The sequence below is a fragment of the Kitasatospora sp. NPDC001132 genome (assembly GCF_053598415.1).
In genome coordinates this window covers 57865-71778 of record NZ_JBSFKF010000026.1, presented here as the reverse complement: position 1 = coordinate 71778, position 13914 = coordinate 57865, and the positions used below count along the sequence as shown (strand labels likewise).

The 13914-nt window shown below is 71.8% G+C and carries 14 protein-coding genes; 7 read left to right on the top strand and 7 right to left on the bottom strand.

The window, feature by feature from the left end; genetic code table 11:
• The first annotated feature begins 176 nt into the window (after positions 1-176).
• Positions 177-566: a glycine cleavage system protein GcvH gene (gene gcvH, locus ACWDBE_RS28540; RefSeq protein ID WP_449788113.1), complete on the top strand. Its 390-nt coding sequence runs from the start codon at positions 177-179 to the stop codon at positions 564-566.
• A 64-nt stretch (positions 567-630) separates the two neighbouring features.
• Positions 631-1386, top strand: a complete 756-nt coding sequence (locus tag ACWDBE_RS28535) for an alpha/beta fold hydrolase (RefSeq protein WP_449788112.1) — start codon at positions 631-633, stop codon at positions 1384-1386.
• Positions 1387-1489: 103 nt separating this feature from the next.
• Here ACWDBE_RS28535 and mqnP read toward each other — a convergent pair whose 3' ends face one another.
• Together mqnP and ACWDBE_RS28525 are read right to left on the bottom strand one after the other, a co-directional pair.
• On the bottom strand, positions 1490-2404 hold the full coding sequence (gene mqnP / locus ACWDBE_RS28530) for a menaquinone biosynthesis prenyltransferase MqnP (protein ID WP_449809483.1): 915 nt from the start codon (positions 2402-2404) through the stop codon (positions 1490-1492).
• Positions 2383-3840, bottom strand: coding sequence for a menaquinone biosynthesis decarboxylase (locus ACWDBE_RS28525; protein WP_392867623.1), 1458 nt, complete (start codon positions 3838-3840; stop codon positions 2383-2385). The genes mqnP and ACWDBE_RS28525 overlap by 22 nt, the downstream gene beginning before the upstream one ends.
• A 92-nt stretch (positions 3841-3932) precedes the next feature.
• Here ACWDBE_RS28525 and ACWDBE_RS28520 point away from each other — a divergent pair, with 92 nt between their 5' ends.
• The 4 genes from ACWDBE_RS28520 to ACWDBE_RS28505 all read left to right on the top strand — a co-directional run bounded on the left by ACWDBE_RS28520 (position 3933) and on the right by ACWDBE_RS28505 (position 7528).
• Positions 3933-4346, top strand: coding sequence for a PLD nuclease N-terminal domain-containing protein (locus ACWDBE_RS28520; RefSeq protein WP_449788111.1), 414 nt, complete (start codon positions 3933-3935; stop codon positions 4344-4346).
• A gap of 452 nt (positions 4347-4798) precedes the next feature.
• Entirely contained in the window at positions 4799-6400 is a 1602-nt protein-coding gene (locus ACWDBE_RS28515; protein WP_449788110.1) for an acyl-CoA carboxylase subunit beta, read from the top strand.
• A gap of 86 nt (positions 6401-6486) precedes the next feature.
• A complete protein-coding gene (locus tag ACWDBE_RS28510; protein ID WP_392867631.1) occupies positions 6487-6696 on the top strand; it encodes an acyl-CoA carboxylase epsilon subunit in 210 nt (69 codons plus the stop codon).
• 220 nt (positions 6697-6916) lie between these two features.
• The gene (locus ACWDBE_RS28505; RefSeq protein WP_449788109.1) at positions 6917-7528 is read left to right on the top strand and encodes a ScbR family autoregulator-binding transcription factor; all 612 of its coding nucleotides are present in this window, start codon (positions 6917-6919) and stop codon (positions 7526-7528) included.
• Between the two features lie 64 nt (positions 7529-7592).
• Here the strand turns inward: ACWDBE_RS28505 and ACWDBE_RS28500 are convergent, their stop codons facing one another.
• Entirely contained in the window at positions 7593-8234 is a 642-nt protein-coding gene (locus ACWDBE_RS28500; RefSeq protein ID WP_449809470.1) for a ScbR family autoregulator-binding transcription factor, read from the bottom strand.
• A 358-nt stretch (positions 8235-8592) separates the two neighbouring features.
• Here ACWDBE_RS28500 and ACWDBE_RS28495 point away from each other — a divergent pair, with 358 nt between their 5' ends.
• Positions 8593-9705, top strand: a complete 1113-nt coding sequence (locus ACWDBE_RS28495; protein WP_449809469.1) for a ScbA/BarX family gamma-butyrolactone biosynthesis protein — start codon at positions 8593-8595, stop codon at positions 9703-9705.
• Positions 9706-9711: 6 nt separating this feature from the next.
• On the opposite strand, the gene ACWDBE_RS28490 is transcribed toward ACWDBE_RS28495, so the two are convergent.
• From ACWDBE_RS28490 to ACWDBE_RS28475, 4 genes are all read right to left on the bottom strand, one after another.
• Positions 9712-10098 carry a hypothetical protein gene (locus tag ACWDBE_RS28490; RefSeq protein WP_449809468.1) on the bottom strand — a complete coding sequence of 129 codons (387 nt, stop codon included), beginning with the start codon at positions 10096-10098 and terminating at the stop codon, positions 9712-9714.
• A gap of 139 nt (positions 10099-10237) precedes the next feature.
• Positions 10238-11380, bottom strand: coding sequence for a c-type cytochrome biogenesis protein CcsB (gene ccsB, locus ACWDBE_RS28485; RefSeq protein WP_449791043.1), 1143 nt, complete (start codon positions 11378-11380; stop codon positions 10238-10240).
• 3 nt (positions 11381-11383) lie between these two features.
• Positions 11384-13141 carry a cytochrome c biogenesis protein ResB gene (gene resB, locus ACWDBE_RS28480; RefSeq protein WP_449791042.1) on the bottom strand — a complete coding sequence of 586 codons (1758 nt, stop codon included), beginning with the start codon at positions 13139-13141 and terminating at the stop codon, positions 11384-11386.
• A gap of 2 nt (positions 13142-13143) precedes the next feature.
• Positions 13144-13914 carry a cytochrome c biogenesis CcdA family protein gene (locus tag ACWDBE_RS28475; RefSeq protein ID WP_359902907.1) on the bottom strand — a complete coding sequence of 257 codons (771 nt, stop codon included), beginning with the start codon at positions 13912-13914 and terminating at the stop codon, positions 13144-13146.

Below are 13914 nucleotides of genomic sequence, written 5' to 3'. Positions count from 1 at the left end.
GCTGTCCGCCCGATCGCCCTCGGTCCGCTCCCCGAGCACGCCCCGGCCTTCGCCCGGCGCGACGCCTGATTTCACCCGATCGGGTGAGCTTGGCGGCGCAGGGGCGGCGGCTGTAGCAGGCTCCTCCTCGGACCTGTCGACCCGTCAGCTCCGATGCCGACTCCCCGGAGGCCGCCATGAGCACCATCCCGACGAACCTCAAGTACACCAGCGACCACGAGTGGGTGGAGACGGTGGGGAAGGACCGGGCCCGCGTCGGCATCACCGACTACGCCCAGAAGCAGCTCGGCGACCTCGTCTTCGTCGAACTCCCCTCAGTGGGCGACAAGCTCGAAGCCGGCCAGGTCTTCGGCACGGTGGAGTCGGTCAAGTCGGTGAGCGAGCTCTACGCGCCGCTGTCCGGGACGGTCGCCGCGATCAACACGGAGCTGAGCGACGAACCCGAGGTGCTCAACGGCGACGCGTACGGCGACGGCTGGATCATCGAGCTCACCGTGACCAAGGCCGACGAACTGAAGGACCTGCTCTCGGCGGCCCAGTACAAGGCCCTCGTCACCGAGGCGTAGCGGGCCGACCGCTCCCCGCGAACCGTCCGTTCGGGCGGGCGGATCGCGGGGAACGACCGTTGGCATGACGATCCCTCACCACCTGGTCGGCACCGGAGACCACCACGTCCTGGTCCTGCACGACTGGTTCGGCACCAGCGCGGGCTGGGGCCCGTTCCTCGACTACCTCGACGGCGACGCGTTCGGCTACGCCTTCCTCGACTACCGCGGCTACGGGCGGCGCAAGGACGTCCCCGGCGCGTACACGCTCGCCGAGATCGCCGCCGACGCGCTCGCCCTGGCCGACCAGCTCGGCTGGGACCGCTTCTCGCTGGTCGGCCACTCGATGGGCGGCAAGGCGGCCCAGCAGGTGCTCGCCGAGGCGCCGCTGCGGGTGCGCAAGCTCGTCGGGCTGGCCCCGGTGCCCGCCGGGCCGTACCAGCTGGACGAGGCCGGCGAGGCGCTGTTCCACGGCGCCGCCGAGGACCGGGAGAAGCGCTTCGCGATCCTGGACCTGGTGACGGGCCAGCGGGCCGGCCGGGTCTGGCTCGACCGCATGGTCGACCAGTCCCTGCGGCTGTCCACCCCCGAGGCCTTCGGCGGCTACGTCCGCGACTGGACGACGGCCGACCTGCGGCCCCGGATCGACGGCAACCCGGTGCCGGTGAAGGTGATCGTCGGCGAGCACGACCTCGCCCTCACCGCCGAGGTGATGCGCGGCACCTTCCTCGGCCACTACCCCAACGCCGAGTTGGAGGAGCTCGCCGGCAGCGGGCACTACCCGATGTACGAGGCCCCGGTGGCCCTGGCGGCGTCGCTGGAGGGCTTCCTGCACGGCTGAGACCACCCCGGACGGGACGCGTGCCGCCCCGGTCGACCGAGCGGCCGGGGCGGCACGGTCGTCCGCCTGCCGCCCCGGTCGCTCGCTCGACCGGCCTCCGGGATCAGATCCCGAGCCCGCGGACGAGCAGGTCCACCAGGGCGAAGAAGAAGAGCGAGATCCCCACGAAGCCGTTCGTCTGGAAGAACGCCCGGTTGAGCTTCGAGAGGTCGTTCGGCTTCACGATGGTGTGCTCGTAGACGAACGCGCCCGCGACGACCGCCAGGCCCATCCAGAACGCCACCCCGGCGTCCGTCAGGACCGCGAACCAGCCCAGCAGGAGCGTCGTCAGGACGTGGCACACGCGCGCGCCCCGGATCGCCGCCGGCACCCCGAACCGCGCCGGCACCGAGCGCACTCCGTGCTCGCGGTCGGACTCGACGTCCTGGCAGGCGTAGACCAGGTCGAACCCGCCGATCCAGATGCCGACGGCCACGCCCAGCACCACCGCGTCCCAGGACCAGCTGCCCGTCACCGCGAGCCAGGCGCCGACCGGGCCCATCGCCTGGGCCAGGCCGAGGATCGCCTGCGGGAAGTCGGTGAACCGCTTGCCGTACGGGTAGACGACCATCGGCACCACGGCCACCGGCGCGAGCGCCAGGCAGAGCGGGTTGAGCATCGCGGCCGCGCCGAGGAAGACCACCAGCGCGACGGCCGAGCCGACGTACGCGGTCCTCAACGAGACCGCGCCGGTGACGAGTTCGCGCGTGGCGGTCCGCGCGTTCCGGGCGTCGATCTCGCGGTCGATGATCCGGTTCGCGGCCATCGCGAAGGTGCGCAGCCCGACCATGCAGACCGTGACGATGAACAGTTCGCCCCAGTGCACCCGCCCGTCCGCGAGGAACATCGCGGACAGCGCGGCGATGTAGGCGAAGGGCAGGGCGAAGACCGAGTGCTCGATCATCACCAGGCGCAGGAAGGCCTTCGTGCGCCCGGGGGTCTCGACGGCGGCCGTGCTCACAGTCCGTACTCCTTCCAGCGGCGCGACACCAGGGCGGCCGTGGCCGGGTCCGAGGACACCATCTCGGGCCAGCCGCCGTCCCGGGTGTAGCCCTCCTCGGGCAGCTTGCGGGTGGCGTCGATGCCGGCCTTGCCGCCCCAGAACTGCTGGTACGAGGCGTGGTCGAGGTGGTCGACCGGGCCCTCGACGACGGTGAGGTCGCGGCTGTAGTCGACGTTGCCGAAGGCCCGCCAGGCGACTTCCTGGTAGTCGTGCACGTCGCAGTCGGAGTCCACCACGATGATCAGCTTGGTCAGCGACATCATGTGCGCGCCCCAGATCGCGTGCATCGTCTTCTGGGCGTGCTTGGGGTACTTCTTGTCGATCGAGACGATCACGCAGTTGTGGAAGCCGCCGGCCTCGGGCAGGTCGTAGTCGACGATGTCCGGGATGATGATCTTCAGCAGCGGCAGGAAGAAGCGCTCGGTGAACTTGCCCAGCGGGCCGTCCTCCGTCGGCGGGCGGCCGACCACGATGGACTGGAGGATCGGCCGGCGGCGCATCGTCACGCAGTCGATCTTCAGCGCCGGGAACGGCTCCTGCGGGGTGTAGAAGCCGGTGTGGTCGCCGAACGGGCCCTCGGGCAGCATCTCGCCGGGCTCCAGCCAGCCCTCCAGGACCACCTCGGCGTCGGCCGGGACCTGGAGCGGCACGGTCTTGCAGTCGACCATCCGGACCCGCTCCCCGGCGATGAAGCCGGCGAAGAGGTACTCGTCGATGTCCCCGGGCAGCGGCGCGGTGGCCGCGTAGGTGACGGCGGGCGGGCAACCGAAGGCGATCGCGACCGGGAGGCGCTCGCCGCGCCTGGCCGCGACGGCGTAGTGGTTGCGGCTGTCCTTGTGGATCTGCCAGTGCATGCCGATGGTGCGGCGGTCGTGCCGCTGGAGCCGGTAGAGGCCCAGGTTGCGGATGCCGCTGTCCGGGTCCTTGGTGTGGGTCAGGCCCAGGTTGAAGAAGGAGCCGCCGTCCAGCGGCCAGGTGAAGAGGGCGGGCAGCTCGTCCAGGTTGACGTCGTCGCCGGTGAGCACGACCTCCTGCACGGGGGCGTCGCCGGACTTCACGTGCCGGGGCGGGACGTGCGCCATCGAGGCGAGCTTGCCGAAGGCGTCCCGGAAGCCGGTGAAGCCCTGCGGCAGCTCGGGCTTGAGCAGGCCGGCGATCTTCTCGGAGATGTCGTCCGGGCCCTTGAGGCCGAGCGCCTTGGCCAGCCGCCGCTCGGTGCCGAAGACGTTCATCGCCAGCGGCATCGACGAGCCCTTGACGTTCTCGAAGAGCAGCGCCGGGCCCTTGGCCTTCTGCACCCGGTCGACGATCTCGCCGATCTCCAGGTGCGGGTCCACCTCGGCCTTGATGCGCTTGAGGTCACCCTCGCGGTCGAGGGCGCGGAGAAACGAGCGGAGATCGTCGTATGCCATGCCTGTCAGTATCCGCCACCCGATAACCTGGCTCGGTCAAGGGCCCCTGGTAGGCGCCCGCCGCCGCCGTCGCCCGGGGGGAGATCCCAGCCGTGCCGAGGATTCTTCTGACCATCATCCTTCCGCTCGCGCTCTGGGTCTGGGCGTTCGTGGACTGTCTGACCACCCCCGAGGACGAGGTGAAGCACCTGCCCAAGGTGGTCTGGGTGCTGATCGTGCTGCTCTTCCCGCCACTGGGCCCGATCGCCTGGCTGATCGCCGGCAAGCAGCGCGGCTTCCTGCGGGCCGCGTCCGCCGGGGCCCGCACCGGGTACCCGGCCGACGACCGCCCCGGCCGCCCCGGCGGACGCCCGCTGGCCCCCGACGACGACCCCGAGTTCCTCGCCTCGTTGAAGAAGAACGACAAAGATCACGAGGACATGCTCAAGCAGTGGGAGGCCGATCTCCGTCGCCGCGAGCGGGATCTGCGCGACCGCGACGAACCCGAGGACGGCAGGAAGAGCTGATCGCGGCAGGTCCGCACGCTCGCCCGGACAGCCCACCCCCAGCACACGGGGTGGGCTGCGGTGTTTTTGGCGCTTCCCTACGACTCGCGACCCCCTCACCCCGGCGGCGGGCCCCCGACAGCCGGGCTTGAGCGGACCTTGAGCGCGCCACAAGAGGACCGACTTACAGTACCGGGAGACGGCCCTGACCTGCGCTTTTATTCATGCTCAGATCATCGGACCATCATCTGTTCGACAACCCCCGGTATCCAAGCGAACACCGAGCGCTCAGTGACCACACCGACCGCTTCTGTGCAGGCCTGACAGCTAAACGAACCCGACCTTGTACGGAATCGACGCCGAAACCAGCGCACGGCCCCTCGTACAGTCATAAGTGAAGAAAGTGATTCGCAGCCGGGGGCACAGCAGACGTTGGCTGTCGGACAGTTCCCTCACCCTTGGAGTGGTTCGAGATGACGGTTGTGCATGAGGCGCCGGTCGACGGCGAGGTTCCCGAGATTCCGGCCGACGCCCGCGGACGGGTCGCCGAGTTGCACGAGCTGCGCGAGAAGGTCCGCCGCGGCCCCAGCGACAAGGCCACCGAGGCCCAGCACGCCAAGGGCAAGCTGACCGCCCGCGAGCGCATCGAGCTGCTGCTGGACGAGGGCTCCTTCCAGGAGGTCGAGCCGCTGCGCCGGCACCGCGCCCAGGGCTTCGGCCTGGAGGCCAAGAAGCCGCACACCGACGGCGTGATCGTCGGCTGGGGCACCGTGCACGGGCGCACCGTGTTCACCTACGCGCACGACTTCCGGATCTTCGGCGGCGCGCTGGGCGAGGCCCACGCGCAGAAGATCCACAAGATCATGGACATGGCCATCGCGGCCGGCGCCCCGCTGGTCTCGCTGAACGACGGCGCCGGCGCCCGCATCCAGGAGGGCGTCACCGCCCTGGCCGGTTACGGAGGCATCTTCCAGCGCAACACCAAGGCCTCCGGCGTCATCCCGCAGATCTCGGTGATGCTCGGCCCGTGCGCCGGCGGCGCCGCGTACTCCCCCGCGCTGACCGACTTCGTCTTCATGGTCCGCGAGACCTCGCAGATGTTCATCACCGGCCCCGACGTCGTCCAGGCGGTGACCGGCGAGAAGATCACCCAGAACGGCCTCGGCGGCGCGGACGTCCACGCCGGCGTCTCCGGCGTCTCCCACTTCGTCTACGACGACGAGCAGTCCTGCATCGAGGAGGTCCGCTACCTCCTGTCGCTGCTCCCGCAGAACAACCGCGAGATGCCGCCCTCCGTCGTCAGCGACGACCCGGTCGAGCGCCGCAACGACAGCCTGCTGGACCTGGTGCCCGCCGACGGCAACCGCCCGTACGACATGCGCAAGGTCATCGAGGAGATCGTCGACCACGGCGAGTACCTGGAGGTCCACGAGCGCTGGGCCACCAACGTCCTGTGCGTGCTCGCCCGCGTCGACGGCCACGTCGTCGGCATCATCGCCAACCAGCCGCAGTCGCTGGCCGGCGTCCTGGACATCAACGCCAGCGAGAAGGCCGCCCGCTTCGTGCAGATGTGCGACGCCTTCAACATCCCGCTGGTCACCCTCCTCGACGTCCCCGGCTTCCTGCCCGGCGTCGACCAGGAGCACGGCGGCATCATCCGCCACGGCGCCAAGCTGCTCTACGCGTACTGCAACGCCACTGTGCCGCGCATCTCGCTCATCCTGCGCAAGGCCTACGGCGGTGCCTACATCGTGATGGACTCCCGCTCCATCGGCGCCGACCTGTCCTACGCCTGGCCGACCAACGAGATCGCCGTGATGGGTGCCGAGGGCGCCGCCAACGTCATCTTCCGCCGCGAGATCAACGCCGCCGAGGACCCGGACGCCATGCGCGCCCAGAAGATCAAGGAATACAAGAACGAGCTGATGCACCCGTACTACGCGGCCGAGCGCGGCCTCGTGGACGACGTCATCGACCCCGCCGAGACCCGCCAGGTGATCGCCTCCGCCCTGGCCATGCTCCGCACCAAGCACGCCGACCTGCCCAGCCGCAAGCACGGCAACCCGCCGATGTAGCGGAGCGGCTCCACCGCACGCGCGCACCGCAGCCTTCCGTACCGGCACCCACCTCAGACCACAGCAACCGGGGGAGAAACCAGGACATGACCGCTTCCGCCGAACCCCTCGTCCGCATCGTCCGCGGCAGTCTCACCGACGAGGAACTCGCCGCCCTGACCGCCGTCCTCGCCGCGCGCGCAGCCGTCGCGCAGCAGGCCGCAGCCGCCGCACCGGTCGAGCCGATCGCCAGCTGGCAGCGCCTGGAGCGCCGCCCGGCGTACTACTCGCCGTTCAGCTGGCAGCAGGCCGCCTGACGGTCCACGGCCCGAGCCGACGGCCGGTCACCCCACCCGGGTGGCCGGCCGTCGGCGTTCGCCCGGGGCCGGGCCGGCGGCGCCACCGCGTGGTCGGCCGGGGCCGGAAGGGCCCGCGGCGGGCTCGGTAGGATGCGTACTGGACGGCATGCGTCCGCCACCAGGTCCGCCCCCGTAGGATCGGCCGCTGCCGAGACCAGAACTTTCCAGGGAGGCTGCGATGGCCAGGCAGGCCCGCGCGCTGGCGACCCGCCAGGCGGTACTCCTCGCGGCGGCCGAGGTGTTCGACGAGCGGGGCTACGCCGCCGCCACCATGTCCGAGATCCTGGACCGCGCCGGCGTCACCAAGGGCGCGCTGTACTTCCACTTCCGCTCCAAGGAGGAGCTGGCGCTCGCCGTCATCGAGGGCCAGGGCATCTTCATCTCCGGCTGGTCACCGGCCTCGGACAGCCCGGTGCAGAACCTGATCGACCTCGCGTACGCCTTCGCCCGCGCGCTCCAGACCGACCCGCTGGTGCGCGGCAGCATCCGGCTGACCATCGAGCACGGCAGCTTCACCCAGCCGCAGCTCGCGGCCTACCAGGGCTGGATGGACATGGTCCGCGAGCTGCTGGCGCGCGCCCAGGAGGCCGGCGAGCTCCACCCGGGGATCGACCTGACCGCGGCCTCCGGGGTGATCACCGGGGCCGTCACCGGCATCCAGCTGAGCTCCCAGGTGCTGACCGACCGGCAGGACCTGATCCAGCGGCTGGCCGACCTCTGGACGCTGCTGCTGCCCGGCCTGGTCCAACCGCACGCGCTCGCCCGGCTGAGCGTCGCCGAGCGCGGCTGAGCGTCGCCGAGCGTCGCCGAGCGTCGCCGGGCTACCGGCTCTGATCGCCGGCCCGGGCCGGCGATCAGAGCCGGTAGCCCGCCCGCCGTTCCGACGGCACCAGGGCCGGCAGCGCGGCCGTCCAGAGCCGGCTCACGTCCTCCGGCCCGGGCCGGCCGGCCTCCTCGCCCGCGAGCAGCACCTGGCCCGCCGCCACCGCGGTGAGCAGTTCCGCGGCGGTCCGCCGGTCCACCCCAGGGCACAGCTCCCCGGCGTCCGCGGCGCGGTCCAGCAGCCGGTGGACGACGGCGGCGAGGCCGCGCCAGGCGACCTCGGGGGCCACCGGAGCAGACCCGCCCGCCCCCTCCCGGAGGCCGCCCCGGCTCGCGCCCGAGCGGCCCAGCCGGACGCCGGCCCGCACCACCACGTCCTCGCGCAGCAGCCGGGCCAGCTCGTGCGAGAAGTCGATCAGGCCCTGGAGCGCCGGGCCGTCGGCCCGCAGCGCGCGCAGCGCGGCCGAGCCGACCTCCCGCCCGGAGGCGCGCCGCACCCCGTCGGCGAGCGCCTGCTTGGAGACGAAGTGGAAGTACAGGGCGCCCTTGCTCACCCCGGCCCGGCGGCTGATGTCGACCAGGCTGGCGGCCTCGAAGCCCACCCGCGCGAAGGTCTCGGCGGCGGCGAGCAGTACGGCCTGCCGGGTCCGCCCAGCCCGTTCCTGCTTGACCACTGGCCCCCTCCGGACTCGACCGGGCGCGATCCCCGCCCCGCCCGGCAGCTGTCGGCGCGGCCCCTTCGGGAGCGGCGCTCGCATGCGGACGGCATCTTCCGAAACCGCATGGTTGGTATCTAATCTAGCGCCTGCAACGCGCTCGCCGTCCCCGCCGTCCAGCGGGTACGGGCCCCCACCGATGGTCCGAGACCCTCCGAACGGGCATTCCCCCAGTCCACGGGGCGGGTAGCGTGATCAGGCCGGCGAGTGCGGCCCGGGCACCCCCAGTCGCCGAACACAAACCGGGTGGTATGTATGTTTTGCTCGGACGGCCGTAGCGGCCGCTCCGACCGACACCCTGAAGCGGGGGCCCGTCATGCCATCGATCGTAGAGCCGGACCCGCTCGGCCCGTGCGCCCACCCCGGCCCGGGCAGCGGCGGCGGCTTCGACCTCTTCCACGACGGCCCCGCGACCGGCTACGACTTCCACGACCGGACCGTCTCCCGGCACCTGGTGCACCGCGCCTCGGTGTCCGAGGTCTTCCTCACCGGCTGGCAGGCCACCGGCCCGTACGACTTCCTGCTCGGCGCCCAGTGGCCCCGGCTGCACGGCTTCTACCGGCTGCCCGGGGACCGCTACCACGACCCGGTGCTGCTGGCCGAAACGATCCGCCAGGCGGGGCTGCTGGTCGGCCACGCCGGGTTCGGGGTGCCGCGCGGCCACCACTTCGTGCTGGAGGACCTCTCCTACGCGCTCGACGGGCCCGGGCTGCCGGGCCTGGCCGTCGGCGCCGGCCCCGCCTCGCTGATGCTGGCCGTCGGCTGCGAGGACGTCCGGATCCGGCACGGCGAACTGGCCTCGCTGCGGGTGTGCGTCGACGCCACCCGGGACGGCCGGCCGGTCGGCCACGGCAGCGGTCGGCTGCGGGTGCTCTCCCCCGCCTCGTACGCCCGGCTGCGCGGCCCTGAGCGGCGCGCCGCCCCGCCGCGGCCGCCGGCGCCGGCCGCACCCCAGCTGGTCGGCCGCGCGCAGCCCGCGGACGTGGTGCTCAGCCCGACCCTCGCCCCGGACACCTGGCTGCTGCGGGCCGACGCCACCCACCCGGTGCTGTTCGACCAGGAGCTGGACCACGTGCCCGGGATGCTGGTGCTGGAGGCCGCCCGGCAGGCCGCCCAGCGGCTGCGCCACCCCGAGCCGGTGGTGCCGGTCGAGCTGGTGACCTCCTTCGAGCACCACATCGAACTGGACCGGCCCTGCTTCGTCCGGGCGGTCCCCGAGCCGGCCTCCGGGGCGACCGGGGCGGGCGGACGGCTGCCGGTTCGGGTCCTGCTGGTCCAGGACGGCCGGACGGCGGCCGAGTGCGTGCTGCTCACCGCGCCGTTGGACGGGCCGGTCGAGAGCCCGACGGCGCCGGCCCGGCGGGACGCCTGCGAGGGCCGCCCCGCCGCTCCGGACCTCGACGGCACCCGGCTGCCGCTCGCGAGCTGACCCCCGTCAGGCGGCCATCAGGGCGGCCGGCCGGCCCGCGTGCATCACGCTGAGGTTGGTCGCCAGCCGGGCCGGGTCCTGGGCCAGCCAGAGCCGCAGCGCCGCGCCCAGGGCGGCACTCGCGGACTCGATCCGGACGTCGGTGATCTGGGCGATCCGGGCCGCGCCGGGCACCAGCAGGTCGGCCAGCGGGGCTGGCAGCCAGACCGTCAGGGCGCACGGCGCGGGCACCACCAGCGCCCCCAGCAGCCGGTAGGCGTCCCCCGGCGCGCTGAGCGCGGGGATGATGTCCAGCAGCGCGTCGGACACCACCTCGGACACGTCGCTCCGGTGTCCCTGGGCGAGCCTGCGGAGCAGCATGCGCTCGGCGGCGGTGATTCGGACGGTCAGCATGACCTCGTCGCACTCCATTGCGCGATTTCCTCCTCAATTCCCTCTCGCGCCGGCCGGCGGCCGGCACGCACTACCCCTGTCGCACCTCGGCCCGGCTACCTGTGGGAGAGCCGGGCCGGTGGGTGATCGTGTGCCCCGGTCAGATCCCCGCGTAGGAGTGCTTTCCGGTGACGAAGATGTTCACGCCGTAGTAGTTGAAGAGCCAGCAGGCGAACGCCGCCAGCGCCAGGTAGGCGGCCTTGCGGCCCTTCCAGCCGGCCGTCGCACGGGCGTGCAGGTAGCAGGCGTAGGCGACCCAGGTGATGAACGACCAGGTCTCCTTCGGGTCCCACTCCCAGTACTTGCCCCAGGCCGCCTCGGCCCAGATCGCGCCCGCGATGATGGTGAAGGTCCACAGCGGGAAGACCAGGGCGTTGATCCGGTAGGACAGCTTGTCGAAGGTGGACGCGGCGGGCAGCCGGCGCCAGATCGAGGCCGAGGTGCCCAGCGGACCGGTGGTGAGGCCGGCCGCCATGCGCTTGTCGAAGGAGTCCTTGCCGAGGTACAGCAGCGTCGCGATGAACGCCGCGTAGAAGGCGCCGCCGCAGAAGATCGCGGTGGAGACGTGGATCGCCAGCCACGGCGAGTGCAGTGCAGGGACGAGCTGCTCGGAGTCCGTGTACAGCACCGTGGTGGCGATGCCGAGGGTCAGCAGCCCAGCGAGGACGACCGGCAGGCCGAGCCAGCGGACGTTCTTCTTCGCGGCCAGCAGCACCAGGTACGCCGCCGTCATGGCGAAGGCGAACGCGCACGAGAACTCGTACATGTTGCCCCACGGCCAGCGGGAGACCGACAGGCCGCGGGTGACGATCCCACCCACGTGCAGCAGGGCCGCGAGCACGGTGAGCGAGATGGCGATCCGGCCGGCCAGGTCGGCCTTCTCGTTGGTGCCGGCCGCGCCCGGGCCGTCCACCTCGTCGGCGCCGCGCCCGCTGGTGACCACCGTCGCGCCCTCGCCCGCGACCGCGGTGCGGGTGAGCGTGGTGGTGCCGCCGCCGGCTCCCGCCACGGTGACCGTGACCTTCTTCGCGGCCTTGTCCGCGGCCTGCTGCCCGGCCGCGGCGACGGTCTCGGCGAGGCTGCCCGCCTGTTCCTTCGAGCGGACGGCGACGCCGCCCCTGCTGCCGAAGGTCCACTCGATCATGTGGGCGAACATGGCGAGGGTGTAGACCACCATCGCCGAATAGATCAGCTTGTTGGAGAGGTCGGCCAACTGTGGGTCGACCGCCGAGGCGAGTTGCACCGTCTACTCCTTGGAGTTCTGGTCGGCAGGGGCTGCGGGGGCCGGGGACGCCTTCGGGGCGGTGGGGTCCCCGGGCTCCTCGGGTACGTCCGTTTCGGTGGCGTCGTCCTCGTCCTCGTCCTCGGAGGCCGGGGCGTCGTCCTGGAGGTCGACCGCGAGCTCCGCCAGCTCCTCGGCGATCTTCGCCGACTCGCTGCGGGCCAGGCCGGCCAGCTCCACCTGGGTGCCGCCGCCGGGCAGGGCGACCGCCCGCACCCAGATCCGGCGGCGCTGGATGAACAGCGAGCCGATCAGGCCGAGGATCGCGAGCACTCCGCCGGCCAGGGCGATCTCGTTGCCCGGGCGGTGCGTGATGTTGAAGCTGGCCCACTGCTTGTAGCCCTCGAAGGTCACCGAGCCGTAGCCGTCCGGCAGGGTCCAGCCCTGGCCGGGCTTGAGCCTGGCCTTGGCCGGCTGGCCGTCCTGGGTCAGCTGGGTGAGCTTGCGGGTGTTGAGCTGGTAGACGTTCTGCGGCAGGCCGGAGTCGGTGCCGAGGTCGCCCGCGAAGGCGTTCAGCACCAGCTCGGGGGCAGCGTCGCCGGGGAACAGCGAGACCGGGCCGGTGCCCTCGAAGCTCAGCGGGGCGGTCGGCAGGAAGAAGCCGGAGAAGCCCATCTGGGTCTTGTTGCCGTCGGGGCCCGCGCCGTAGTCGGAGACCTTCACGACGCCGGTGGAGGTCAGGTTGCCGTCCTGCGGCAGGAACGGGACGGCGCCCTGGTAGACGACCTCGCCCTTGCCGTTCCTGACGGTGACGAACGGGGCGTAGCCGTGGCCGATCAGGTAGACCTTGCTGCCGCCGACCTCCAGCGGGTGGTTGACCTCGATGGTCGACTTCTTCAGCTTCGACTCGTCGCTGCCCTCGTAGTACTCGACGTTCGCGGTGAACTGCCGGGCGGCGCCGATCTGGTCGCCCTTCTCCTGGAAGCGCGAGGTGAAGCCGTTCAGCTTCAGGTAGAAGGGGTCGAGGTCCTGGCTGCCGTAGAAGCGGGTGCCGGTGAAGTCGTCGAGCTGGGTGATGGTGTTCGAGTAGCCCTCGCCCTCGATCATCAGCTTGCCGCCGGTACCGGCGGCCAGGCTGGACCAGGCGAAGCCGCCGAGCAGCGCGAACAGCGACAGGTGGAACAGCAGGTTGCCGACCTCGCGCAGGTACCCCTTCTCGGCGGACACCGCGCCGCCGGACAGGTGGGCGCGGAAGCCGCGCTTGCGCAGCAGCCGGTGCGCGGCGGCGTTCACCTTCTCGGCGTCCGCCGAGGTGCGCCAGGCCGCGTGCACCGGCATCCGGGTCAGGTTGCGCGGGGCGGCCGGCGGCTGGGCGCGCAGCACGCCGACGAACTGCCAGGTGCGCGGGACGATGCAGCCGGCCAGCGAGACGAACAGCAGGATGTAGATCGCGGAGAACCAGACCGAGCTGTAGACGTCGAACAGCTGGAGCTTCTCGTAGATCGGCGCGACCGTGGTGTGCTGCGCCTTCCAGGTCTGCACCTTGAACTGGTTCTGCCCGTTCTGCGGGATCAGCGAGCCGGGGATGGCGGCCAGCGACAGCAGGAAGAGCAGGATCAGGGCGACCCGCATCGAGGTCAGCTGGCGCCACATCCAGCGCGCCCAGCCGAACGCCCCTATGCCGGTCGGGCCCTCGGACTCGACCGGTGCGGTGCTGAGCCGCTCGGCGGCGCTGTCGTCCGGCGCCGGGGGCTGCTCGGTCTCGGTCGTGGTGTTGCTCACGGTCAGATTCCGATCTGGAAGTCGGCGGTCCAGGACTGCAGCTGGCTCATCATCGAGTCCCAGATCCCGGTGACGAGCAGCAGACCGACCGCGACGAGCATGCCGCCGCCGATCCTCATGACGAGCGGGTAGTGCCGCTTGACCCAGCCGAAGGCGCCCAGCGCCCGGCGGAACGCCACGGCGGCCAGGATGAACGGTACGCCGAGGCCCAGGCAGTAGAAGGTGGTCAGCAGCGCGCCACGCTGGGCGTCGGCCTGGTTGAGGGCCAGGTTCTGGACGGCGGTCAGGGTCGGGCCCATGCACGGGGTCCAGCCGACGCCGAAGACCACCCCGAGCATCGGGGCGCCCAGCAGGCCGACGGCCGGACGGCGGTGCGAGCGGACCTCGCGCATGCTCAGCCCGGGCACCAGGCCCATGAACGCCAGGCCCATCACCACGGTGAGCGAGCCCAACACGATGCTGATGATCCGCTTGTAGTCCTGGAGCTCCTGGCCGAAGTAGCCGAACAGGGCGCCGGTGGAGACGAACACCGCGGTGAAGCCGAGGATGAACAGCACGACGCCGAGCAGCATCCGGCCGCGACGCGAGCCGCGGGCGTCCGCGAGGTCGGCGGCGGAGAAACCGGTCACGTACGACAGGTAGCCCGGGACCAGCGGCAGCACGCACGGCGAGAAGAACGACGCCAGCCCCGCCACCAGCGCGACCGGGGCGGCGGCCAGCAGCGCGCCGCTCTGGACGGTCGAGGTGGCGTCGGCGAGGTGCAGCGGCGGCAG